Raw genomic sequence first — 22,408 nt, forward strand, 5'->3', positions numbered from 1 at the left:
GGATAATAATTCTTAGCTCGAAAGCATGGTATATAATACTGCATATTATTTAGAGCATAACTAAAAAAGTCAAATTCTGATCCGGAGTACACTCCGAATTTTAACGGAAATTTTTTTCAAAACTAATAATTATTGCCATTTAATTTTAAAGAAGTATTTTTGCATTTATAATCACCGAATATGATAAAGAGGTTTTTTATTCTGTCCAGTTTATGTATGGTTTTGGGTATGTCTGCCCAGAAATCGCATACCGTTGTAAAAGGAGATACTCCTTACAACATTGCTAAAAAATACGGACTTACTGTAGAAGAATTGCTAAAACTAAATCCGAAAGTGAAAGACGGTAAATTGGCGCTTGGAGATGTTCTTACAGTAAAAAATGATAAGGCAGCTTCTGCTTCATCAAAAACACCTGCTGTTTCAAAGCCTGTAAATAATTCTCAGCTTGGAAAAATTATTCTTCAGCCGAAACAAACCATCTACGGAATCACGAAACAATACAGAATATCCGAAACAGATCTCAGAAAACTGAATCCTGAACTGGATGCTCACATGAAAATAGGTGATGAAATTACCCTGCCTCTTGAAAGCATTAAGAAATATGGAGGAGAGCAAAATGTTGCGGTACATACTTCTCCGGTAGAAAAACCTGTTGAAACTGTTGCCGAAACTCACACTACAAAAGCTTCAGAAGACGAATATATTGTACAGCAGAAAGATAATTACTACAGAATTTCAAGACAGTTCAATATTACAAAAGAAGAATTGTTTGCCCTGAATCCCGGATTGGAAGAAAAAGGTTTAAAACCGGGGGAAACAATTAAAATAAAAAAAGCAGGAACGAAAAACTCAGGTGCTGATGTTTTTGAAGAAAATTCAAATCCGAAAACCAAAGTAGATTCAGGAAACGAAAGATCTACAAACGGAACAAATACCGTTGCTGATGATGATTATGTAACATATACCGTTCAGCAGGGAGATACCGTTTTCTCGATTGTGAATAAATTCGGAATCACGATTGATGAATTAACCGCTTTGAATCCTGAACTTTCCAAAGGACTTAAAACGGGAATGGTTCTGAAAATTAAAAAACTGGATCCTGCCTACGTAAAGAAAAACGGAGATGCGTTAAGCGTTGTAATGATGCTTCCATTTGGCTACAGCACGGGAGAAACACAATATCGTACAATGGCTTTGGATTTTCTTACGGGGGCAAAACTTGCCATTGAAAGAAATGCCAGAAACGGACAAAAATTAGATATAAAAATTGTGGATTCCGGAAACGAAGCTTCGTTCAGAAATTCATTAACCCAGATAAATCCGGATAATACAGACTTAATTATCGGTCCGTTCTTCAAGTCGAACGTTGTAGATGTTCTGGATTTCACAAAAAACCAGAAAATCCCGATTGTTGCGCCATTTGCAAACTCTCCGGAATTGTACAACTACAGCAACCTGATTATTGTGGAAACCAACGATCAGACCTATGCCGATAAAATTGTAGAAGAAGTAAAATCTGCATTCTCGGATCAGAAAATTTATGTGGTTGCCGATTCTAAAAAAGAAAATGCCAACTACATTAAAGCTGGTCTTGAAAAAACGCTTAAAAATCCAAACATCACCATCGTAAATTCATCAGCAGATATTCAGCTTGATAAAAATATGATGACGGGACAGTCTGCTCCGGTGATCGCGATTTTAGCAAGTGATAGTGATACGGCAGGTGAAGCTTTCGCCAACAGAGTAATCGCTTTATCCAAAGAAGTTCAGGGAGTAAAAGCTTTCAGTATGCATTATGCTCCGGTTTTCGAGAAAAAAGTAGATGATCTTAGCCAGGCAAATCTTGTCTATTTAATGGACAGAAAGATCAATACAGAAGGAAGCTTCGAAAAAGAAATTCTTGCCGCTTATAAAAATAAATACTGTAAAACACCTCCAAAGTTTGCCATAGTAGGTTTTGATATCGTGAATGATATGCTGACCAGAGAAAACAAAAAAGGAGAAATTTTCAAACAGATGAATAAGGTACAGACTCAGCTTGCCACAAAATTTGAGTTTGTAAAGTCCAAAGCAAACGGAGCCTATGTAAACACAGGGTACCGCGTTATCAGATTGGTTCCTTAATCATTTGATTGTGTTTTAAAGAATATTGTTAACATTATAATTATATTTGCATAATATTTTAAATTAATACATGAAAGCACTTGTATTTCCAGGGCAGGGTTCTCAGTTCGTAGGAATGGGAAAAGAATTGTACGATTCTAGAAAAGACATCAAAGATCTGATGGAATCTGCCAACGAAATTTTAGGGTTTGATATCCTTTCGATGATGTTCAGAGGAACGGATGAAGATCTTAAAAAAACGGAGGTTACCCAGCCTTCAATTTTTATCCACTCGGTTGCTGCCCTGAAAGCAGTAAACGGTCTTGGAGCTGAAATGGTTGCAGGACATTCTTTAGGAGAATTTTCAGCATTGGTTGCCAATGGAGTTTTATCTTTTGACGACGGTCTGAAACTGGTTTCCGAAAGAGCAAAAGCAATGCAGGAAGCTTGTGATGCCAATCCAAGTTCTATGGCAGCTATTTTAGGACTGGAAGATGCTAAAGTGGAAGAAATCTGTGCATCAATCAGCGGAGTTGTCGTTCCTGCAAATTATAACTGTCCGGGACAGTTGGTTATTTCCGGCGAAACAGCCTCTGTAGAAGAAGCTTGTGCAAAGCTGAAAGAAGCAGGAGCAAAAAGAGCCTTATTATTGCCTGTAAACGGAGCATTTCATTCTCCATTGATGCAGCCGGCGCAGGAAAGATTGGCTGCGGCAATAGAAAAAACAAAATTCAGAAAAGCAACCATTCCGGTATACCAGAATATTACCACCACCGCAGTTTCTGATCCTGAAGAAATTAAGAAAAACCTAATTGCACAGCTTACAGGTCCTGTAAAATGGACGCAGTCTGTTCAGAATATGATTAAAGACGGTGCCAATAACTTCGTGGAAGTAGGACCGGGAAAAACATTACAGGGACTCATCAAGAAAATTGATTCTTCTGTAGATGTAGCTTCTGCAATCTAATTAATAAAAAATCATGGGCGAGATATTTTCACCGGGAAAGCTGATGCTTACTTCAGAATATTTCGCAATGGACGGAGCTCTTGTCTTAGCGGTACCTACCAAGCTGGGACAAGAGTTTTCTTTTGAAGAAATTCATGATGAAAAATCTCTCATTGTGTGGGAAGCCTATCATCAGAATAAATTATGGCTGAAAGCTGTCATCGATTATCAGAACTGGCAGATTTTAGAAACCAATATTCCATCGGGTGCTGAATTTATTTTAAAGACACTAAAAAATGTTCAGTCACTTTCTACGATTACATTCAAAAATAATTTTACTTACCATTTAAAGACCAACCTTCAGTTTCCGGCAGATTACGGTTTAGGAAGCAGTTCTACTTTAATGACCAATCTTGCGGAATGGGCAGAGATTGATCCTTTTTACTTAAATAAGATAAGTCTGGGCGGAAGCGGTTATGATATTGCCGTGGCAAAAGAGAAATCAGCAGTGCTGTATCAAAGTGTTCCTGAAATTAAATATGAAAAGGTAAATTTTAATCCTTCTTTTAAAGATGAATTGATTTTTATTCACTTAAATCAAAAACAGGACAGCCGTGAAGGAATCAGTTTTTACAAGTCTAAAACCAAGTCCCAAAAAAGGGTTGATGAATTTTCGGATATTACAAGAAATATTTTACTATGCAGCGAATTGGAAAAATTTTCTGAGCTAATGTTGATTCATGAGCAAAAAATATCGGATTTTCTTGAAATTCCTACAGTTAAGGCTAAATTTTTTCCAGATTGCCCTGTTTTTGTTAAAAGTTTGGGAGCTTGGGGAGGAGATTTTGTAATGAGCTCAAAATTTGACGGCTTTAAGGACTATTTTTGGGGAAAAGGTTTTCACACAATTTTCGAATGGTCTGAAATAATTGCTTGATTTTCAATTTTTTACAAGGTTTATTTTTTATTTGTCATTCTGACTTATATCATTATATTTAACCACCTTTAACAATTAATTAATATTTAATTTTGTTATACCCAAAAAAGAAATAGAAAATATAAGTAAAATGAAACACGCTAAAATCATCCAAGATTTAGAAAAATTAGGGATTAAAGGAAATTACGAAGTAGTGTACAATCCGTCTTACGAAGAATTGTATCAGGCTGAAGTTTCTCCTGAAAATCAGGGCTTTGAGAAAGCTGAGCTTACGGAATCTGGTGCAGTATCAGTAAAAACAGGAATTTTCACAGGTCGTTCTCCTAAAGACAGGTACATAGTTCAGGATGATGTTACAAGAGAAACGATTTTCTGGGACGGGAAAGTAAACTTGCCGACTACTCCGGAAATTTTTGCGTCTTGTAAAGATTTAGTGCTGAACCAACTTGCTGCTGCAAAGAAAATTTATGTAGTAGATGCTTTCTGCGGAACCAATGCAGATACGAGACTAAAAGTGAGGTTCATCGTTGAAGTAGCGTGGCAGGCACATTTCGTTACCAATATGTTCATCCGTCCTTCTCATTATGAGCTGGAAAACTTTGGTGAGCCGGATTTTACCGTAATCAATGGTTCTAAAACAACGAATCCAAACTGGGAAGCACAGGAACTGAATTCTGAAAACTTCGTTATGTTCAACCTTACTGAAAAACTTCAGATTATCGGAGGAACATGGTACGGCGGAGAAATGAAAAAAGGAATGTTCGCAATGATGAACTATTACCTTCCGCTAAAAGGAATGGCTTCAATGCACTGTTCTGCAAACGTAGGAGAAGAAGGAGACGTAGCTCTTTTCTTCGGACTTTCAGGAACGGGAAAAACAACTTTGTCTGCAGATCCTAAAAGATATCTGATCGGAGACGACGAACACGGTTGGGATAACAATGGAGTTTTCAACTATGAAGGAGGTTGCTATGCAAAAGTTATCGATCTTTCGGAAGAAAAAGAACCGGATATTTTCAGAGCCATCAAAAGAGATGCGCTTTTGGAAAACGTTGTCGTAAACAATGGTATTTCAGATTATACAGACGGATCAATCACAGAAAATACAAGAGTTTCTTATCCTATTTATCATATCAATAAAATTGTTCTGCCTTCAAAAGCAGGACACGCAAAAAAGATCGTGTATCTTTCTGCAGATGCTTTCGGAGTATTGCCTCCGGTTTCTATTTTGGATGAAGATCAGGCACAATACCATTTCCTTTGCGGGTATACATCGAAATTAGCGGGAACTGAAAGAGGAATTACCTCTCCGGAACCGTCTTTCTCTCCTGCATTCGGGGAAGCTTTCTTAACATTGCACCCAACAATGTACTCTAAAACGTTAATCGGGAAAATGAAAGAACACGGTGCAAAAGCATATCTGGTAAACACAGGATGGAACGGAACAGGAAAAAGAATTTCTCTGAAAGATACAAGAGCCATTATCGATGCGATTATCGACGGATCTATCGAAAATGCTCCGAAAACAAGAATTCCGATTATGAATCTGGAAGTTCCTACAGCATTGCCAAATGTTTCAGAAGGAATCTTAGATCCGAGAAATACTTATAATGAAGCTTCTGAATGGGAAGAAAAAGCAAAAGACTTAGCTTCAAGATACATCAAAAACTTTGAGCAGTACTGCAACACCGAAGAAGGTAAAAAATTAATTCTTTCCGGCCCTCAGTTACAAGAGCAGACAACCAACTAAAAATAGAAATCCTCATCGTGCGATGAGGATTTTTTTATTTGTATTCCTGAAAATTTCTAGGGAAATTATTTCAGACTTAAAACAGCCAGTCTGTAGCCTTCCATCCCGAAACCGGATAAAACAGCATCCGTATTTGCCGCAGTTACAGATTTCTGGCGGAATTCTTCTCTTTTGTAAATATTGCTGATGTGAACCTCAACTTTTGGTTTTCGGATATTCTTTAAACAGTCGGCAATAGCATAAGAATAATGCGTAAAAGCTCCCGGATTAATAATCAGAGCATCAAATTCATCTTTCTGGAGCTGATTGATAATTTCACCCTCAATATTAGACTGGTAATATTCCAGTTGATGGGAGGGAAAATCGGTTCTTAGACGATTCAGGTAATCCTCCATGGAAACTGTTCCGTAAATTTCGGGCTCTCGGGTTCCTAATAAATTCAGATTGGGACCATTCACTATAAGAATTTTCATTGAAAATAATTTATTCAAAGATAGCACATTTTAAAAACACAATTAAATGGTATTTTTAAGATGTTTCTGGAAATATTCCGAAGGCGTTATCCCTTCAATCTGTTTAAAAGCACGGTTAAAAGTCGACTGGTTCGAAAATCCGGCTTCCGTGTACACATACATTAACGTTGCTTTCTGAAAATCAATTTCGGTGAATAGTTTTTTCACATAATTTACCCTGCATGTATTCAGATAACTGTTAAAATTAGGATACCCTTTGTAACGGATCGCTTTTGAAATATAAGTGTTGTTAACGTCCAGTGCAACACTTAACGCAGAAAGATTGAATTTCACATCTTTAAACAACAGTTTTTCATTCATGGAAGTTTCAATTCTGGAAAAAAGTTTTTCCATACTTTCTATGTTTTCAGCAGTACTTTCTGTAGAAATATCGGTTGTCTTTTTATCCTCTGCAATTATTGTCTTTTCTGTTTTTTCAAATTCCGAAAGAATTTCCAGCTTTCTTATTTTGTCTTTATAATAAATAAGCAGCGTAACCACTAAAATATTGGAAATAATGATGATAATATCGGTAAACAATACCGTTTTCTGGGTACGTTCAGGAAATTCCAGATTGAAATTTGCGGTAATAAAATAACTGGCTAAAATAATAAGTACAGTATAAAGCGTATAAAGAAAAACCTCTTTTTTTGAAAAGAAAATGTATGCCCCCATTGGAATGGGAAGATACCAGCAAAAACTTACCACCGAATAATCCCAAAAAGCCAGAACAATATAAATATTGAAAAGAGGCGCTATTAACAGATGAAGATGAACAATTGTGGATTGTTTAAATCTTCCTCTCATCAGAAAATAAGTGTACCCAAGAAAAAATAATGCTGATCCCAAATACCAGATCAGAAAATTATCATAAGTGTAAAAAGTAAAAATAAAAATAAAAAAAGCTAAAATGATAAGCATGAGAATTACATACCTGTCCATGAGCTCTTGCTTCAGTTTTTCAATTTGTTCATGTTTTGTACCCATCCGTATTTTTACTTCATTTTATAATCTAAGCAGTCATTTACCATAAATGACTTTTTTAAAGCATTGATATGTAGGTAAATATAATCATTATAAATCATTTTCAAGATTATGATTTACACATGTCTTTTTTTGATTTATCAACGAGAATAACTTTGCAAAACAATTTTTAACTAAAAAAATATGTCAAATCAATTCTCCTTAGAATAAGGTTTTTTCGTGATAAGGTGCAAACATCTTTTTATTTATTACAAACAAAAAGAAAGATATTATTCAAAATTAGAAAAAAATAAATTGATAATGAATATTAAATTAAACACATCGTCCGGAATTCTAGAAAAATCAGTCTAAAACGAAGAATACATTATCAGAGAAAAATTAAACAAGATAAATCAGGTTTATAAAACTCTAAAAACAACAAATGAAACCCAATTGAAAAAGACCCCTTTCAAAAACTCTTTAAAACATTATTATGAGAAAAATTATTTTATCCATTACTATCGCTTCTTTTAATCTTTTTTATTCCCAAGTGGGGATTAATACCTCTAATCCAAAAGGGGTTTTCCATGTAGACGGGGCGAAAGACAATCCGTCAACAGGAAATCCTACGGCTGCACAACAGGCAAATGATTTTGTGGTAACCTCTTCCGGTAATGTTGGGATTGGAACCAACTCGCCGAATTCTTCTGCACTGTTGGACGTGAATGTGGACGGACTGGCTTCAGGAAGCAAGAAAGGCTTTTTGGGTCCGAAAGCAGCGCTAACTTCACAGACAGACCAGACAACCATCCCTTCTCCGGCAACAGGACTCTTGGTTTACAATTTAGGAACCGGAGGATTAGTCTATAACGGCTATGTTTTTTGGAACGGAACAGAGTGGAGAACCTTTAATAACGGATCTTTAGCGCCCGGAACAGTAGGGGCAATTACCTGTAACGGAATTACCCTCTCTCCGAGTACATACACAACAGGTGTTCCTTACACCGGAACAATGAATGTTCCTTATACCGGAGGAAACGGAGGAATTTATGCTGCACAGACGATAGGTCCTGTAAACGGACTGACTGCAACTTTATCCGCAGGAAATTTTAACTCCGGCTCAGGAACGCTGAGTTATACCGTTTCCGGAACACCTACCGTAACAAGTCCCATTACAACCACATTTTCTTTAAATATCGGAGGCAAAACATGTAATGCCGTAATTGGAGCAGGAGATGGACTGGCTCCCGGAGATCTCGTATTTTATAAAGCCGGATTTTCCGCAAATGTCTCTGGCTGGATGAGTGCTTTTGTTACAGATTTGCCGATTATCGGAGGGAAAATAAGACTTGATGCATGGTTCAACGGAGCTTCCAACGGAGGAAACGGAAGCGTAACGATGTGGCCAAGACTGGTAAATACATCTTCATCTCCGGTGAAACTGTGGTTTAGTGCCTTAACCAACGTAGACCGTTTTAATGCCTCAAATTATCTTTTGGCTCCAAGTACACCTACAGGTTCAGGAGCTACTCTTGCTCCTTCTGCATACATGGAACTCGATAACGGAATTTACTATGGAGTAGGATATAATGATATCTTAGGATCTACAACACCAAGAACAACAGGAAGCGGGGAAGGCGGACATCAGGAAGTACTTACAATGGACCTTTCTTTAGATGATAAATGGTACAGAGTCTATTATTTTCCTACGGTTGATAATATGAATACAACCAGTACAGCAGATAATATGAGGGTGATTTATCTATCCATCCAAAGATTATACTAAAACTTCAATATTTTTGAAGCAGTGTGTTTTTCAAGAGTGGTTTGTAATGAACCGCTCTTTTTTGCTGTTTAGCTTTTTTTATTAAAATAGAATGAACATTCACATAAACAAATTTTAAAACCACTAACTTTGAAATGGATATTTTAAATAGAATCGTATGAAAAAGGACATTGAGAATAAATTAATAAATAAAAATACCAAACCTACAAGCATGAGGATTTTGGTATACGATTTTTTGAGTTCTCAGGAAGCCGCCCTTTCTTTATCCGAAATCGAAAATCATTTTGAAAATGCAGACCGCACCACAATCTACCGCACCTTAAAAACATTTGAAGAAAAAGGAATTGTTCACAGCATTCAGGAAAATACGACAACAAAATATAAGCTGTGCCACGATGGATGCGATGAACATACCCACAAAGACTGGCATCTTCATTTCTATTGTAAAATCTGCAAACAGACCACCTGTAAAGAAGATATTTCGTTTCCCGAAAACATTCAGACCCAATTCAGGATCGATGAAATAAGGCTCTTCGCTAAAGGAATCTGCGAAAACTGTCTGGAAAGTTTGCAATAGTATTGCACGGGTTTTGTCTGTAATTTTGAATAAAAATTTAACTTATGGAAGAATGCTGCAGCACAAAACCGAAAAAAGAACACCAACATCATCATGAAGGTCACGACCACGATCATTCTCATGAGACGGGAGATCAGTCTGTTTTCAGGATGTTTCTTCCTGCAATCATCTCTTTTGGATTGTTATTAATAGGAATCGCTTTGGATCATTTCATCAAAGCTGAATGGTTTTCCGGCTGGATTCGTCTGGTTTGGTATCTCATCGCCTATATTCCGGTTGGTCTTCCGGTTTTGAAAGAAGCGTTCGAAAGCATAAAAAACGGAGACATATTCTCTGAATTTTTCCTGATGGGAATCGCTACTGTCGGCGCTTTTGCCATCGGAGAATATCCGGAAGGAGTTGCGGTCATGCTTTTTTATTCAGTTGGCGAGGTTTTTCAGTCAATGGCTGTAACGAGAGCCAAAAGCAATATCAAATCTTTACTCGATCAGCGTCCCGATGAAGTGACGGTTTTAAAAGACGGAAAATCTCAGATTATGAAAGCCGAAAAAGTAAATATCGGAGATGTCATTCAGTTAAAATCCGGAGAAAAATTAGGATTAGACGGAGAATTATCATCTGAAACCGCCTCATTTAACACTTCTGCTTTAACCGGAGAAAGTAAACCCGATACCAAAACAAAAGGCGAAATTGTTCTGGCCGGAATGATCAACCTTAATACAGTAAGCGAAGTAAAAGTGACAACCGCTTATAAAGACAGCAAACTGAGCAAAATTTTAGAACTCGTTCAGAATGCGACTGCTCAAAAAGCTCCCACTGAATTATTCATCAGGAAATTTGCTAAAATCTACACCCCGATTGTTGTATTTCTTGCAATCGGAATCACATTTATACCCTATTTATTTGTAGAAGATTACCAGTTCAGAGCCTGGCTGTACAGAGCATTGGTTTTCCTTGTGATCTCCTGTCCGTGTGCGTTGGTGATTTCTATTCCTTTGGGATATTTCGGAGGAATCGGAGCGGGAAGCCGAAACGGAATTTTATTTAAAGGAAGCAATTTTTTAGATATTTTGGCAAACGTTCAGAATGCAGTGATGGATAAAACCGGAACGATGACGGAAGGCGTATTCAAAGTTCAGGAAGTTAATTTTAATGATGAATTTAATAAAGATGAAATTTTAAAACTCGTCAATGCTCTGGAAAGTAAAAGTTCTCACCCTGTTGCAACGGCTATTCATCAATATGTGGGAGAAGTCGATCATTCGATCCTTTTGGAAAATGTGGAAGAAATCGCAGGTTATGGTTTAAAGGCATTCATCAACGGAAAAGAACTGTTGGTCGGAAACTTCAAACTGATGGATAAATTCAGCATCAAATACGATGTTCAGCCTGAAAATATGGTGTATACTTTAATCGCTGTTGCGTATGATAAAAAGTTTGTCGGGTATTTAACGATTGCAGACTCCATTAAAGCAGATGCACAATTAACCATTAATAAATTAAAATTTTTAGGGGTAAAAACCACAATGCTGAGCGGAGATAAATCCTCTGTCGTGAAACACGTTGCCGATACATTAGGCATTCAGAACGCTTACGGAGATCTGCTTCCCGAAGACAAAGTGAATAAAGTGAAGGAAATAAAAGCAAAAAATCAAACCGTTGCTTTTGTAGGCGACGGAGTGAATGATGCTCCTGTTGTTGCGTTAAGCGATGTCGGAATTGCAATGGGCGGATTGGGAAGTGATGCTACGATTGAAACTGCCGATGTTGTCATTCAGGATGATATGCCGAGTAAAATCCCAATGGCCATTAACATTGGAAAACAGACAAAGAAAATTGTGTGGCAAAATATTATTCTGGCATTTTCCATCAAAGCGGTTGTTCTAATTCTCGGAGCAGGAGGTTTGGCAACCATGTGGGAAGCCGTTTTCGCCGACGTCGGAGTCGCTTTACTTGCCATTTTAAATGCGGTAAGAATTCAACGGATGAAGTTTTAATAAGCTGGAAGAGGGAAGAAGGATGATAGAAACTTATTGTATTGCGAATATATTGTCAAAAAGCTGTTTAATCATCAATAGGAACGGACTTTAGCCCGTTTGCAAGGATAAATTTTTCAATTCGGCTTTAGCCAAAATTTATTTTTCGCCAATTCTTTTTAGTCATCATAAAGTATTTTATTCATCTATGAAAATCCGTAGTTTTCGCGGTAGAATATTAATCAGCTTTATCTGCAAAATCAGCGGGAGAAAATATAAGCTCTCGCAGATTATGCGGATTACGCAGAAAAATCGGGGAGTCGTGGTAAAATAATAATCATCATTATCAGCAAAATCCGCGGGAGAAAATAAAAAGTTTCTCGCAGATTATGCAGATTTCGCAGATTTCTTTAATCATCATAAAGCATTTTTATTCATCTGTGAAAATCCGTGCAATCCGTGGTTAATAAATTATGAAAACTCCCGCAGATTTCACAGATGCCGCATATTTTTAATGCGTTAAATTATATATCCAAAGGGGTGTGATCTGGGAAATCTCTACGAAAATAAAGCGTCCAATTAAACCATTGCCAAAACTGACTTTCATCATAATCTATCTTAAAAACAAAATTTCATTAGTATATTTGTAAAGTAGAATACATCATTGAAGTTTTTCGTTTCCATATTTATCATTTTTACGATTGCATTACGTCCCGTTTTGCCCTTGATTAATTATGCCGTTAATTATGACTACATCGTAAAAAACCTTTGCGAAAACAGAAACATTCCACAATCCACCTGCAAAGGAAAATGCTACGTTGCCAAAGAATTGGCAAAAACAGAAAAACAGTCCAATACCAATCAGACAGTAAAAATTTCAGGACTTGATGTATTTATCTCCCATGAAATACTTTCCTTTTCAGATAACAGTCAGTTGAGTGTTTTAAACAAAAACTCAGACTTGCGTTATATCAATTTCCATACTTCAGAATATTTTTCCAGAATATTCCATCCTCCTTTAGTTTAGAGTTTAAAACTACATTTTCAGTAATTATTTTAACGGATAAATCTCAATAAGCTTTTAAGAGTTTGAGAATTGCTTCATATTATATCAGAAGCTTGAAATCAATATGATTTCTTAATAAGACTTAACTTCTTCAATGTTCTTCATGGTTTAAAATTAATTCAGTAAGTATTAAATTAGTTTAAAATTCAATCAATTTTCATTCAAATATTATTAATTTCAATTTAAATAAAAATGAAATCAAAACTTATTTTAACAGCATTATTGTCTGTTTCATTAATGGCATGTGCACAGGAAACCCCTAAAGTAAAGCATAAAAAAGCAAAAATAGCCGCAAATTCCGGAACAAAAACAGTGAAATTTGCCAATGCGGTAGATCCCATCTGCAATATGCCCACTGAAGCCGATATGAAAGATACGGCAGTCTATAAAAATAAAACGTACGGTTTTTGCAGTGCTTACTGTAAAGACGAATTCAAAAAGAATCCTGAGAAATATGCCAAAAAATAAAAAGACCAGCAATTCCAAAAGCAAAGTAATCGTTCCGATTGTAATTATTGCTTTGCTTTTTCTGGGGATCGGTGTCGGAATGGGGTATTTCAAAAAAAATCTGTACACCGTAATGAAAGTTCCGGACTTTACATTAACGGATCAGAACAACAAAACCGTTACCAATAAAGACATGCTCGGAAAAGTTTATCTGGTAGAATTTTTCTTCAGCAAATGCCCGACGATTTGTCCGGTCATGAACACTAACATGAGAGCCATTGAAGAGGAGATTAACAATCCCGGTTTCGGAATCATCTCCATAAGCATCGATCCGGAAAATGATACGCCGAAAACATTAAAAGAACACGCCGACAGAATCGGAGTAAAATCTCCGAACTGGCATTTTCTTACGGGAGACAGAGATTATATTGGGAAACTGGCAGATCAGTTCAATATCTATGTCGGAGATAAAGAAGACGAAAGCGAAAGCCTTAATCACAGCGGAATGATTGCTCTTGTAGATCAGGAAGGAAATATCCGTTGCCGGTACAATAAAGACAATATGCCGATTTTGTATTATTCGGGATTAAATTATGAAGATCAGGAAGGTAAAACGCCGAAGCTTACCGGAAAATACCATCCCGACAGAGAAATATTAATAGAGGATATTAAGAAATTATTGAAATAGAGATTTGGAAGATGGAAGTTAGAGGCTGGAAGTTTTATGGAGTATGTAGAGAACTTCAGGCTTCCATCACCCATCACCCAGCCAAAATAAACCACAAAAAACAAAACGTTATGAAGATTTTGAAAGTAGCTGCCCTAAGTGCAGTTTTTGCAGCGCAGTTTGCGTTTGCACAGTTTAAGCAGACACCGTTGCCGTATGCTTACAATGCGTTGGAAGGAAATATCGACGCACAGACAATGGAAATTCATTATTCCAAACACGCAGCAGCCTATGTTGCGAATCTGAATAAGGCAATCGCAGGAACGCCGCAGGAAAAACAGACCTTATTCGAGATCATGTCGAATGCTTCAAAATTACCGGCTGCCGTAAGAAATAACGCAGGAGGGCATTACAACCACGAGTTGTTCTGGACCGTTTTAACCCCGGAAAAAAATACACAGCCTTCTGCGAAACTGACAAAAGCAATCAACGAAACATTCGGAAGCATGGATGCTTTTAAAGCAAAGATGGCAAAAGCAGGAGCTGACCGTTTCGGATCAGGATGGGCATGGCTTTCTGTGGATAAGAGTGGAAAATTATTTGTTTCCTCAACACCCAATCAGGATAACCCTTTAATGGACGTTGTAGAAGAAAAGGGAACCCCAATTTTCGGGATCGATGTTTGGGAACACGCGTATTACCTGAAATATCAGAACAAAAGAGCAGATTATTTAACAGCGATCTGGAACGTAACTAACTGGAAAGAAATCAGCAGAAGATACGAAGAAGCAACGAAAGCAAAAAAAGGGAAATTCGATGATTGGCAGGCTATGAAAGATTTTCACACCGTGATGTCTCAGACTTTCCATCCTGCGGAAGAAGGCAATCTTCAGCCTATCAAAACAAGAGCAGCAGAAATGGCGGCAAAAGCAAAAGCATTGCAAACTTCGGCTGTTCCTGCTGAATTTAACAAAAAAGGCGTGAAGGAAGCCATTGCAAAACTTGCGAAGGACAGTCAGGATCTTGAAAAACAAATTAAGAAAAAAGATTCTGATGCAAATATTACAAAATCTCTTACTGCTCTGCACGATACTTTCCATACAATTGTAGGATTGTGTTCTGCTGAGGATGAAGATTAATTGATTGACATAAAAGGCAGCTTATTAATTTTTGTAAGTTGCCTTTTTATGTTTAATATCATATAACAAAACAAAAAGTATTATTAAATTTGCTCCGTGAAATATATCATTTCTATTTTCATGATTATTCAGATGACAATACGTCCGATATTGCCATTTATAGATTATACAGTTAATTACGACTATATAACTAAAGAACTTTGTGAAAACAGAATGAAGCCAGAGTTAATGTGTAACGGTAAATGTTACCTTTCAAAAAAACTCTCAAAAACTCAGGAGCAGGGAAACAAAAGCAGTCAGAAAATAAGTCTGAATTCCATAGATATCTTCATCGTAAATCAAAGTTTAGACGACAGCTTCATCGTTAAATCAAATATTCCGAAAAATACTGTCGGTACATTCAAAGCCGATTCTTATCATCATTTACACTATTTTCAGGTTTTTCATCCTCCATTAGTGTAATATAATCTCTTCTGTTTCTGAAAATGCAGAAGAATAATTTTCCGGACAATCTATAAAGGTTTTTCTGATATTGTTTTACAGTGTCAATGTTCAGCAATTGCATGAAATTAAACATTTAGCTGTAATGCTATGGCTGTAATCGTTGGGCTTTGGTCTCCTTATATTTCAGAGGATACGCAATGCTGAAAATAAAAACTGTGTTTTTTATAAAAATCCTGTAAAATAGTGTTCAGAAAATTCCTCAAAAATATCAACAAAACTTTTTTCTTCAAGAGAATCGGGATCTGCTCATAACAGAATGGGTTTAAGAAATCGTTTCGTTTCCATAATTGATTTTTACAGATCAGTTCATTAGAGCATTTTGCCGATTCTCTTATTTGTTTAATATATATCCGGTGCAAAAATATCCCGGATCGAAATTTTATAAAGATATGTTTCAAAAAATATTATCTGTAATAGTTTTCTCTTTTTTCAATCTTATTTTCTCCCAGCAATATTCGTGGAATACTCAGGGGATTACCGTTGCCGGAGGAAACGGAGCGGGCGGTGCAAATAACCAGCTTAATTTTCCTTACTCTGTTTTTATTGATAGCAGCAGCAATCTATACATTACAGACACCCAAAACCATAGAATTGTAAAATGGGATTCGGCATTAAATCAGGGAGTTACTGTTGCCGGAGGAAATGGTTCGGGAGGTAATTCCAATCAGCTTAATACTCCTACTTGTGTTTGGGTAGACGATAATAATAATATCTATGTTCTGGATTCGTTTAATGCAAGAATTCAAAAGTGGGAACCCAATGCCGTAACAGGAATTACTGTTGCCGGAGGAAATGGAGAAGGAGCAGCACTTAATCAACTAAACAAGCCCGGTGGATTTTATCTCAGAGGAAGCACCTTCTATATTGTTGATGCAGGAAACAGCAGAATTGTGAAATGGGCAATAGGAGATTCTTCCGGAACTTTGGCTGCTGCGGGTACTTATGGCGCAAATGCAGATCAGTTAGCCAATCCTTCTGTTAACGGAACCATCTATGTAGACAACAATGAGAATCTTTATGTAACAGATTATATTAACAACAGGGTACAGAAATTTTCTTCAGGCAGTACAAATGCAGTAACAGTTGTGGGAGGCAATGGCTCCGGAACCGCTAATAATCAAATGAAAGCACCTAACGGTATTTTTATGATGAATGACGGAACAATGATTATTGCTGAATACACAGGAAGAAGAGTCCTTTCCTGGAAAGAAGGACAGACCATTGGAAATGTAATTGCAGGAGGAAACGGAAATGGAAGCGGAGCAGATCAGTTCAAAAGTCCAAGAGGAGTTTTTGTGGCGCCAAACGGAGATCTTTATGTTACAGACATGGGAAACCACCGCATCCAGAAATTTATCTTCAACGGAACACTTTCTACTCAGGATGAGATTAAGCATACCGTTTCCAGTTCCATATATCCTAATCCGGCAGATGAGGTCATTCATATAACTGCGAAATATCAGATTGAAAGCATCAAAATTTTTGATGGTTCAGGGAGAGATGTTACAGGAAACAATTCCGTTAAAAACAATTCTGTACTTACGGTTCAGAGTTTAGAACCGGGAGTATACTTCCTTCAGCTTTTTGGGAAAAAAGAACATGAAACTTTAAAATTTATCAAAAAATAAATACTAAACAACAATAATTTTTACAATTAAATTTAATCAAAATGAAAATTTACAAATTCTTATCATTACTTTTCGTAGCAATTACATTATTTACCGTTTCATCTTGCAGCAATAATGACGATGAAGAAGTTCTGGACACGACTCCGGGAAGTTTACAGCTAAAATTCGAAAACGGATTCAATAACCTTGGAGACATCGTTTTAAACCAGACTACACAAACTTCCGTTAACGGACAAAAACACCAGTTTTCAACCCTGAAATATGTAATCAGCAACATCACTTTAATCGATGAAAACGGAGGAGAATTCAAATACCATTACAACGATCCCGACAACGGAGCTTTTATCGTAGATCAGGCAGAAGCTGTTGCCGGAATTAATTACATCAACCTGAAAGAAGTTCCTAAAAACAATTACAAAAAAGTAAGAATCGGTTTAGGAATTAGTCAGTCCGCTTATCTTTTGGGACAAAGCGGACAGGGCGTTTTCTGGCAGAAAGCAAAAACCGCAGGAATGGCTTGGTCTTGGGCGGCAGGATACATCTTCACAAAACTGGAAGGTAAATACGGAACTTCTTCAGCCACTACAGAATTCATGAACCACTGTGGAAATATGGGGAATACTGCAGCAAACAACACTGCAGATCTTTACCGTGAAATTACCCTTGATTTTCCTACAACGGCAAGAGTATCAAAACAGATTAAACCATCGGTTCACATTTTAGCGGATCTTAACCAATATCTGAGCGGACAGACTGCTTTAACATTGGATACTTCTAACGACACGGCAATGGGATCAAACCAGCATTTGGTGAATGTTACCAATAATATTTCTAAAATGTTTAAAGTAGACCACGTTCACAATGATTAATTGTTTTCAGCAATCCAAAAGAGGGCAATCCGGCTCTCTTTGGATTTTCCTGTTTTTTCTGGCTTTTGCATTAACTTCCTGCACAGGCGATGAGGTTATTGAACCTTTGCCAAAAGATGAAGCCTATCGTCTCGACAAACCTGCGGGTTTTCCGGACATCACTTTCGATATTACAGGAAATCCGGTCACAGTGAATGGAGTAGCATTGGGAAAAAAACTCTTTTATGAAGGGAAATTATCCAGAAATAATACCATCTCATGCGGATTCTGCCATATTCAGGAATATGCTTTCACGCACCACGGTCATACGGTGAGCCATGGAATCGATGACAGGTTAGGCATCCGAAATGCACCGCCAATACAGAATATGGCATTTCTGAAAAATTATACATGGGACGGAGTCGGTCACAATCTGGACGAAAGATCTTTGGTTCCGATCACCACAGATTTTGAGATGGACAGCTCTCTTCCTGAAGCCGTAGCAAAATTAAATGCCGATGCGAATTACAAGAAAATGTTTAAAGCCGCATTCGGGGACGAAAATATCACCGGTGAAAAAATCCTCAAAGCCATTTCGCAGTTTATGGTAACCATGATTTCTGCCGATTCAAAGTACGACCGGATGAAAAAAGGAAACGCCGTTTTCACGGCTGAAGAAAGTCAGGGGATGGCTCTGTTTCAGAATAAATGTGCAACTTGTCATTCGGGAGACTTATTTACCGATGAAAGCTACCGGAATACTGGAATGTATTATAATCAGCAGTTTGACGACAGAGGAAGATATCGTGTAACGCTGGACTGGAATGATAATATGAAATTTCGTGTTCCAAGCCTCAGAAATGTAGAATATACAGCACCTTATATGCACGACGGAAGACTTTACAGTTTGGAAGCGGTTATGAATTTTTATTCTGATAATGTAGAAAACCAGCCCAACCTTGATCCGTTGCTGAAACAAAACGGACACATCGGAATTCCTATGACCGCTTCTGAAAAACAGAACATCATCGCATTTCTGAAAACGTTAAGCGATAAAACTTTTATAACGAATCCAAAATTTGCAGAATAATAAAATTATGAAGAAGGTATTTTTAACATTGGGTTTAGCCGGATGTTTTTTCAGTCAGGCAAAAGAAATCCATGACAGTTTATTTATTCCTAAAGAATTTAGTCCGATGGTCTTTGATGATTGTGATGCATGTGGCTGCGCCGCAGGAAACGGTTCTTCCGGATTTGAATCTTTGCTGAATCCTCAGTTTATCGGGGTTAAATATTTTGCACAGCATTACAGAGCGAAAGAAAATTTATTCGTCAATGATCTTACGCAGGATCAGTATTTCAATACGGTTCAGCTTTGGGGAAAAATTCCGGTTGCTAAAAATGTAAGTGTGTATGCAAGTATTCCGTTTCAGTTTCACACCAAAAAAACGTTACAGGGAGATATAAAAATTGAAGGAATCGGAGATGCGAATGTGATGGGAATTTACCAGATCATCGATTCCAAAGATTCTTCTCACCAACTGAACGGAGGTTTCGGCGTGAAAATTCCGATCGGAAGATTCGATGAAAAAGGAATCACTGGAGTAAATCCGAGTTTTCAGCTCGGAACAGGAAGCTGGGATTATCAGATGGTTCTGAATTACAAATTTCAGAAAGATAAACTGGCGGTATTGCTGAACACCGATTATACTTTAAAAACAGAAAATAAAAAACATTACCGTTTCGGAAACCAGTGGAATTATGCGGCAACAGGATTTTACAGACTCTGGAAAAATGAAAACAGCATTCTTTCTGGAAAATTTGGAATGCAGGGGGAAGTCTACGACTGGAACAGACAGTTCGGAGAAGTAATGCCTAAAACCGCCGGAAGCGCTTTGTACGGAAAGTTAGGTTTTGAAGCCTCCTACAAAAAATTCAGTTTGGGAAGTGAAGTAATGCTTCCTGCTTACACAAATCTTGCCGGAGGAGATATTGAAGCTAGATCCCGGTTCAGCGTTTTCGTAAATTTCGGAATTTAGATTTAAGATATTCATTCTTCTTAAAAACCTTCATTGTATAGTGGAGGTTTTTGTTTTTTCAAATTTAGAATACCGTAATGAAGGATGAGGTGAATTAAATAGTATGAATAAACAAAAAAGAGATCCAATAATGAATCTCTTTTGTAGCCCGTAGGGGAATCGAACCCCTCTTACCAGAATGAAAATCTGAGGTCCTAACCGATAGACGAACGGGCCATCTAATTTCTGCGAATAATCGCAGGGTTAGTTTTTGTTTTTATAAGTTTCAACTCTTATTAATTACCAGGTTAGAGTAGTAATTAAGTTTTGTAGCCCGTAGGGGAATCGAACCCCTCTTACCAGAATGAAAATCTGAGGTCCTAACCGATAGACGAACGGGCCAACTATACTTATTAAGCTAGTTTATTAACGTGCTTAGTTAATTTGCTTTTTAAGTTAGCTGCTTTGTTTTTGTGGATAATATTTTTCTTAGCTAATTTATCCAACAAAGAGATAACTTTTGGCAATTGCTCTGCAGCAGCAGCCTTATCTTCTTCATTTCTTAACACTTTCATTGCTGTTCTAGCAGTCTTGTGGTAGTATCTGTTACGAAGTTTTCTTACTTCGTTTTGTCTGATTCTTTTTAATGCTGATTTATGATTTGCCATATCGTTCAAATGTGAGTGCAAAAGTAAAAACTTTTTTTTTATCCTCCAAATTTATTTTTAAAAATTTTTAATTTTCTTCAGATAAATATTTTTTGAGTTTATCTATTGCCTGTTCTATTTTAATATTCTCTTCTTCTCTTTCTAATTTTTTGATGGTGCTCTTCAGCATTACCATCGCATTGTTCCATTCTCCAGTGGTATTGGTGAAGGTAAGTCCGTCAATCGTTACTTCAAAAGTGACCCTTTCTCCAGTCCTGTCAAGTCTGAAACTTATTTTATCATCACTGCCTGTTATCCCGTCTTCATTGATTTTTAAATCATAACTTTTTGGGTTAGAGTGGATTTTCTTAAAAAGCAATTTAGCTTCTTGTATTTTTAAATCCGGCATGATATAAATTTGGTAGCCTATAGGAGAATCGAACTCCTGTTGCAAGGATGAAAACCTTGAGTCCTAACCACTAGACGAATAGGCCAAATTTTGAGGTTGCAAAAGTAATAATTAACTTTTTAACTTCAAAATTATTTTTTTATTATTTGAAAACTTTTTGAATTACGGTATTCTTAATTCCTTTAGCCTCAAGATCTTTCTGCAATTTCACCGCATCCTCCAAAGTATACACTTTTCCGTAGGTATAATAGAAAACGCCGCTTTCTTTGTTTCTTTCCACATCTTTCAGGGTCTGAAGAATGAAAGAATTTCCATTCAGTTTTTCGCCCACATAGACTTCAATGGTGTAGTATCCGGTGCTTAATTTCTGGTTCGGCATGAATCCTACCGCATATGCATTACGGAATCCGGCGTCTTTTGCCGTTTTAATGTTGATATCTCTTACAGAAGCAAGGTTGGTAACCCCGTAATAATATTTGTACTGTCCGTTCTCTTTAATAGGCAGAATGTAATTTAACCCTTTTAAAGCAGGATCGCCGTCGTTGTGTTTTTCCGGAGAACTCAACAGTAAGATTCGGAAATCGTTTTTCAGCGCTACTTCCGCCAGTTTATCCGGTTCAGGTTTTTTCACCACTGCTGAAACACCCGATTTTCTGTCGATCGCTTTTTTATAATCAATAATTGCCTGATAAATACTTTCGGAAATTTCATCCTGTCCTTTTTCAGAAGCCAGATAATGACTTTCTTCGGGATGATTGATGAATCCGGTTTCAATTAATACGGAAGGCATTGCATTCATACGCAGAACGTGCAGGTTTTTCTGGAACACACCGCGGGAACTTCTTTTGTCCTTATTCACAAAATTATTTTCTACCAATCCGCCCAGAAGAAGGCTGGATTCCAGATATTTGCTTTGCTGAAGTTTCAGGGCTATTAAAGATTCCGGAGAGCTTGCATCATAAGAACCGAAGGTCTGCTTATCTTTTTCATCCAGAAAGATCACATCATTTTCTCTTTTTGCCACTTCCAGATTGGTATCATTCTGATCCGGTCCCTGTACATAAGTTTCGGTTCCGTACGCGGTTGGTCTTTTGGAAGAATTACAGTGGATGGAAACAAAAAGATCCGCTTTGCTTCTGTTCGCAAGATTGGTTCTGTCCGATAAAGAAGGATATTCGTCGATCTTTCGTGTATAGATTACCTTAAAATCTTTATTTTTTTCAAGCATTGCCCCCACTTTAAGCGTAATGGCAAGCGTTACATCCTTTTCGGAGATCCTTCCGATATCGGTGTAGGTTCTGTTAGCTCCGTAATCACTTCCTCCATGTCCGGCGTCCAAAACAATGGTAAATTTCTTTTGCGAAAAAATAAAGTTGGTAAACAGGATGAAGAGAAATGATAAAATTATTTTAAAATTTACTTTGTGCATCTTACAGTTTTAAAATTTATATTAATTTTGAGCCTTAATTGTATACATATAAATAT

Annotated in this window: 20 protein-coding genes, 3 tRNA genes and 1 pseudogene; 16 read left to right on the plus strand and 8 right to left on the minus strand. The window is 37.0% G+C overall.

From position 1 onward, the window contains the following. Positions 1-180 precede the first annotated feature (180 nt). From DD829_RS15375 to pckA, 4 genes are all read left to right on the plus strand, one after another. Positions 181-2,124: a LysM peptidoglycan-binding domain-containing protein gene (locus tag DD829_RS15375; protein ID WP_185140321.1), complete on the plus strand. Its 1,944-nt coding sequence runs from the start codon at positions 181-183 to the stop codon at positions 2,122-2,124. Between the two features lie 70 nt (positions 2,125-2,194). Further along, positions 2,195-3,070 carry an ACP S-malonyltransferase gene (gene fabD / locus DD829_RS15380; protein ID WP_076391774.1) on the plus strand — a complete coding sequence of 292 codons (876 nt, stop codon included), beginning with the start codon at positions 2,195-2,197 and terminating at the stop codon, positions 3,068-3,070. 13 nt (positions 3,071-3,083) lie between these two features. Further along, the gene (locus DD829_RS15385; protein WP_108410784.1) at positions 3,084-3,986 is read left to right on the plus strand and encodes a GYDIA family GHMP kinase; all 903 of its coding nucleotides are present in this window, start codon (positions 3,084-3,086) and stop codon (positions 3,984-3,986) included. 130 nt (positions 3,987-4,116) lie between these two features. Then, entirely contained in the window at positions 4,117-5,736 is a 1,620-nt protein-coding gene (gene pckA, locus DD829_RS15390) for a phosphoenolpyruvate carboxykinase (ATP) (protein WP_116547906.1), read from the plus strand. A gap of 65 nt (positions 5,737-5,801) precedes the next feature. Here pckA and DD829_RS15395 read toward each other — a convergent pair whose 3' ends face one another. Beyond that, positions 5,802-6,209, minus strand: a complete 408-nt coding sequence (locus DD829_RS15395; RefSeq protein WP_108410003.1) for a type II 3-dehydroquinate dehydratase — start codon at positions 6,207-6,209, stop codon at positions 5,802-5,804. A 42-nt stretch (positions 6,210-6,251) separates the two neighbouring features. Further along, on the minus strand, positions 6,252-7,235 hold the full coding sequence (locus tag DD829_RS15400) for a helix-turn-helix domain-containing protein (RefSeq protein ID WP_116547907.1): 984 nt from the start codon (positions 7,233-7,235) through the stop codon (positions 6,252-6,254). Between the two features lie 469 nt (positions 7,236-7,704). On the opposite strand from DD829_RS15400, the gene DD829_RS15405 reads away from it, so the two are divergent. The 12 genes and pseudogenes from DD829_RS15405 to DD829_RS15460 all read left to right on the plus strand — a co-directional run bounded on the left by DD829_RS15405 (position 7,705) and on the right by DD829_RS15460 (position 19,888). Continuing rightward, the gene (locus DD829_RS15405) at positions 7,705-8,997 is read left to right on the plus strand and encodes a hypothetical protein (RefSeq protein WP_108410958.1); all 1,293 of its coding nucleotides are present in this window, start codon (positions 7,705-7,707) and stop codon (positions 8,995-8,997) included. Positions 8,998-9,154: 157 nt separating this feature from the next. Continuing rightward, positions 9,155-9,574: a Fur family transcriptional regulator gene (locus DD829_RS15410; protein WP_087706550.1), complete on the plus strand. Its 420-nt coding sequence runs from the start codon at positions 9,155-9,157 to the stop codon at positions 9,572-9,574. A gap of 44 nt (positions 9,575-9,618) precedes the next feature. After that, entirely contained in the window at positions 9,619-11,571 is a 1,953-nt protein-coding gene (locus DD829_RS15415; RefSeq protein WP_116547908.1) for a heavy metal translocating P-type ATPase, read from the plus strand. Between the two features lie 643 nt (positions 11,572-12,214). After that, complete coding sequence (locus tag DD829_RS15420) at positions 12,215-12,577, plus strand: hypothetical protein (protein ID WP_108410331.1); 363 nt, start codon at positions 12,215-12,217, stop codon at positions 12,575-12,577. A gap of 231 nt (positions 12,578-12,808) precedes the next feature. Continuing rightward, complete coding sequence (locus tag DD829_RS15425) at positions 12,809-13,084, plus strand: YHS domain-containing protein (protein WP_108409509.1); 276 nt, start codon at positions 12,809-12,811, stop codon at positions 13,082-13,084. Beyond that, positions 13,071-13,751: an SCO family protein gene (locus DD829_RS15430; RefSeq protein ID WP_108409508.1), complete on the plus strand. Its 681-nt coding sequence runs from the start codon at positions 13,071-13,073 to the stop codon at positions 13,749-13,751. The genes DD829_RS15425 and DD829_RS15430 overlap by 14 nt, the downstream gene beginning before the upstream one ends. A gap of 110 nt (positions 13,752-13,861) precedes the next feature. Next, positions 13,862-14,521, plus strand: a pseudogene (locus DD829_RS15435) (superoxide dismutase); the annotation flags it as partial. A gap of 444 nt (positions 14,522-14,965) precedes the next feature. Then, positions 14,966-15,331, plus strand: coding sequence for a hypothetical protein (locus DD829_RS23370; RefSeq protein WP_123906883.1), 366 nt, complete (start codon positions 14,966-14,968; stop codon positions 15,329-15,331). 431 nt (positions 15,332-15,762) lie between these two features. Next, positions 15,763-17,001 (plus strand): T9SS type A sorting domain-containing protein, encoded by a 1,239-nt coding sequence (locus DD829_RS15445; protein WP_123906885.1) that lies wholly within the window; start codon positions 15,763-15,765, stop codon positions 16,999-17,001. A gap of 41 nt (positions 17,002-17,042) precedes the next feature. Then, the gene (locus tag DD829_RS15450) at positions 17,043-17,870 is read left to right on the plus strand and encodes an MbnP family protein (RefSeq protein ID WP_108409505.1); all 828 of its coding nucleotides are present in this window, start codon (positions 17,043-17,045) and stop codon (positions 17,868-17,870) included. After that, positions 17,863-18,939, plus strand: coding sequence for a cytochrome-c peroxidase (locus DD829_RS15455; RefSeq protein ID WP_108409504.1), 1,077 nt, complete (start codon positions 17,863-17,865; stop codon positions 18,937-18,939). Before DD829_RS15450 ends, DD829_RS15455 begins: the two co-directional genes overlap by 8 nt. Positions 18,940-18,946: 7 nt before the next feature. Next, the gene (locus DD829_RS15460) at positions 18,947-19,888 is read left to right on the plus strand and encodes a transporter (protein WP_108409503.1); all 942 of its coding nucleotides are present in this window, start codon (positions 18,947-18,949) and stop codon (positions 19,886-19,888) included. A 144-nt stretch (positions 19,889-20,032) separates the two neighbouring features. Here the strand turns inward: DD829_RS15460 and DD829_RS15465 are convergent. The 6 genes from DD829_RS15465 to DD829_RS15490 form a co-directional block, all read right to left on the minus strand. Beyond that, positions 20,033-20,104, minus strand: a tRNA-Glu gene (locus tag DD829_RS15465). Positions 20,105-20,197: 93 nt separating this feature from the next. Continuing rightward, positions 20,198-20,269, minus strand: a tRNA-Glu gene (locus DD829_RS15470). Positions 20,270-20,280: 11 nt separating this feature from the next. Further along, positions 20,281-20,535, minus strand: a complete 255-nt coding sequence (gene rpsT / locus DD829_RS15475; protein WP_076391798.1) for a 30S ribosomal protein S20 — start codon at positions 20,533-20,535, stop codon at positions 20,281-20,283. A gap of 67 nt (positions 20,536-20,602) precedes the next feature. After that, the gene (locus DD829_RS15480; protein ID WP_076391800.1) at positions 20,603-20,923 is read right to left on the minus strand and encodes a hypothetical protein; all 321 of its coding nucleotides are present in this window, start codon (positions 20,921-20,923) and stop codon (positions 20,603-20,605) included. 10 nt (positions 20,924-20,933) lie between these two features. Further along, positions 20,934-21,008, minus strand: a tRNA-Glu gene (locus DD829_RS15485). A 57-nt stretch (positions 21,009-21,065) separates the two neighbouring features. After that, positions 21,066-22,352 carry an N-acetylmuramoyl-L-alanine amidase gene (locus tag DD829_RS15490; protein WP_165796587.1) on the minus strand — a complete coding sequence of 429 codons (1,287 nt, stop codon included), beginning with the start codon at positions 22,350-22,352 and terminating at the stop codon, positions 21,066-21,068. Positions 22,353-22,408 lie beyond the last annotated feature (56 nt).

This window comes from Chryseobacterium sp. HMWF035, assembly GCF_003094695.1.
Taxonomy (GTDB): Bacteria; Bacteroidota; Bacteroidia; order Flavobacteriales; family Weeksellaceae; genus Chryseobacterium; species Chryseobacterium gambrini.